2 protein-coding genes are annotated in these 2,908 nt (G+C 73.5%); both read left to right on the top strand.

What is annotated here, in order from left to right:
- Positions 1 to 498: 498 nt before the first annotated feature.
- Positions 499 to 1,527: a 3-isopropylmalate dehydrogenase gene (locus ACTIDRAF_RS0223975; RefSeq protein WP_157163246.1), complete on the top strand. Its 1,029-nt coding sequence runs from the start codon at positions 499 to 501 to the stop codon at positions 1,525 to 1,527.
- Positions 1,528 to 1,845: 318 nt separating this feature from the next.
- A complete protein-coding gene (locus ACTIDRAF_RS0223970; protein WP_016701221.1) occupies positions 1,846 to 2,673 on the top strand; it encodes an SAM-dependent methyltransferase in 828 nt (275 codons plus the stop codon).
- Positions 2,674 to 2,908: the final 235 nt, after the last annotated feature.

Genomic DNA, 2,908 nt, shown 5'->3' with positions numbered 1-2,908 from the left:
GACCCGGTTCGTCCTCCACGTCCCGGCCCGACCGAGGGCCGGGACGACACGCGTGCGGCGCGCCGGGGGGCGTCCGGCCCGCGAGCGGCCGCCACCGGTCCGAGCGGGCCGGGGGATCGCTCCCCCGCCCGCCAGGGGCTTCGCCCCCGGTGCGCGGGAGCCGGCCGGTGGGTCGTTCCCCGAGTGCCCGGACCTCTCGGAGCGGCGTCGTCCACCTGGCGGCGAGACTCGACTCCTCCCCTGATCGGGTGAACAGGTGGGGCTGTTCCTCACCCGGTCAGCTTGATCGTGCGGTGGTGCCTCGGCGGCGGGGGGCGCTGCCCCTACGGTGGCGGCACCGCGCGGACGCGCCGGCCCAGCCCGAGGAGGGCGTCGACCGTGCCGCGATCCCCGTTCCCGGCCGCTGGCCTCCGGCCTCCACGCCGCCGGCGCACGCCAGCCGGGGAGGACGGCCCGCCGCGCCGCGCGGTGCCAGCACGACGAAGGAGGGAAACACGCGTGACGAGCAAGCGAGTGGCCGTCATCCCCGGTGACGGCATCGGGCCCGAGGTGACCAGCGCGGCGATCACGGTCGTCGAGGCGACCGGAGCTCCGGTCGAGTTCGAGGAGTTCGGCATCAACTCGGGTCGGTGGCACCGGGGCGAGGAGCTGATCGGCGACGAGGAACTGGGGCGCCTCGACACCAGCGCGGGCATCCTGCTCGGGGCCGTCGGCGACCCCGCCGTTCCCTCCGGCGTGTTGGAACGCGACATCCTGCTGAGGTTGAGGTTCCGCTACGACCTGGGTGTCAACCTGAGGCCGGTCCGCCTCCTCCCCGGCGCCCGGAGCCCGTTGCGCGCCGCGAACGCGGACAGCGTGGACATGGTCTTCGTGCGGGAGAACACCGAGGGCCCCTACGCGGGCACCGGCGGGTCGTTCCGGGCCGACACGCCGGACGAGCTGGCCCTCCAGGACTCGGTGAACACCAGGAGGGCCGTCACCCGGGTGGTGCGGTACGCCTTCGAGCTCGCCGCGCGGCGGCGGGGCCACCTGACGTGGATCCACAAGACGAACGTGCTGACGCACGCCGGGAGGCTGTGGGCCAAGGTCGTCGAGGAGCAGCACCAGCGCTTCCCCCAGGTCGAGGTGGCCTACCAGCACGCCGACGCGACCTGCATCCACCTCGTCCAGGACCCGGGGCGTTTCGACGTGGCCGTCACCGACAACCTGTTCGGCGACCTGGTCACCGACCTCGGTGGGGCGGTGGCGGGCGGCATCGGGTTCCTGCCCTCGGCCAACATCGCCCCCGACAACCAGCACCCGGGGCTGTTCGAGCCGGTGCACGGGTCCGCACCCGACATCGCGGGGCGGGGAGTGGCCAATCCCACCGGGTCGATCCTCTCGGCGGCGTTGCTGCTGCGGGAGATCGGGTTCGAGGAGCAGGCCAACGCCATCGAGAAGGCGGTCCACGCGGCCGGAACCGCCGGCCGGCTGGTTGGCAAGACGCGGGAGATCTCCTCGGCGGTGGTCGAGCACCTCACTCGCTGACCGTCCGCCCGGTCGGGGGCCCGACGGACCCCGCGCCACGAGGTACGTACCCGGGGGCGGGACCGGCCGGGTGCCCCGGGGCGGAGGGGCCCGGTGCACCGGCCGGGGCGTCCTGGGGCGGAGGGCCCGGTCGCCAGGGCGGCACGGCCCCCGCCGTGGCGGGGCGAACCGCGTCCCCACGTTGGGGACGCGCTGCCACCACGTCAGGGGCAGGAGGGTGCATCTGGAAGACTGAACGTCATCGTTCGTGCGCCGAGATTCCCACCCCGGGCGATCGGAAAGCACAGGTTGCTGCGTGATCGAATGAATGCACATACTGTGAGTGCTGACATCGACACGGAGGTCAGCATGGAACAGGGCCCGCCCGGCGTGGACGTCTCCCAACCCAACCCCGCGCGCATGTACGACTACGCCCTCGGGGGCGCGCACAACTTCGCGGTCGACCGGGACGCCTTCGACCGGCTCGCGGAGATCGACCCCGACGCGCCGCTGGTCGGGAGGACGAACCGCGCCTTCCTCCGCCGTGCCGTGCGCTACTGCCTCGGCCGAGGTGTTCGGCAGTTCCTCGACCTCGGTTCCGGTATCCCCACCGAGGGCAACGTGCACGAGATCGCGCAGACCGCCGCCCCGGACGCCCGCGTGGTCTACGTCGACAACGAGCCGGTCGCGGTCAGCCACACCCGGCAGATCCTGCGCGGCAACGATCTCGCCGACATCGTCCCGGCCGACATGCGTGACGTCCGCGAGGTCCTCGCGGCGCCGGAGACCCGCCGGCAGCTCGACCTCGACCAGCCGGTCGCGCTGATGATGGTCGCGGTGCTGCACTACGTGTCCGACCAGGACGATCCCGCCGCCGTCATCGCCGCCTACCGGGAGCACCTCCCCCCTGGCAGCGTGTTGGTGCTGTCCCACACCACCTCGGACCAGGCGAACCCCGAGCTCGTGGCCGAACTGGAACGCCTGTTCTCGGACTCGCCCAACCCGGTGACCCACCGCACGGAGGCGGAGGTGCGGGCGTTGTTGGCCGGCACCCAGCTGGTGGACCCCGGTCTGGTGTGGACGCCGCTGTGGCGTCCGGACGGACGGGAGCTGCTGGACGACGAACCGCACCGCTCGGGAACCTACGCGGCGGTCGCCGAGCTCTGAGCCGCCGGCGCCTCGCCGCCCAGCGCCCTCAGGCCCCAGCCGGAGCGTCCGACGGTCCCGGGAGGAAGCGGCCGAGGAGGTGGCCGTGGTGCGGCTCAGGTGGTGTGGGACCGCTGCGCAGCCTGCCCCCGGCCCGTCGGTGTGCGGTTCCCCCTCGCACCCGCCGGACCCCGCCCTGCGACCGGGCCACGGCAGCCGGTACTGAACCGCCTGGTGGTCGGGAAGACCCGAGGAC

The organism is Actinoalloteichus spitiensis RMV-1378 (genome assembly GCF_000239155.1).
Classification (GTDB): Bacteria; Actinomycetota; Actinomycetes; order Mycobacteriales; family Pseudonocardiaceae; genus Actinoalloteichus_B; species Actinoalloteichus_B spitiensis.
Note: the sequence above shows the minus strand (reverse complement) of the source record. Positions and strands in the feature narration are given on the sequence as shown.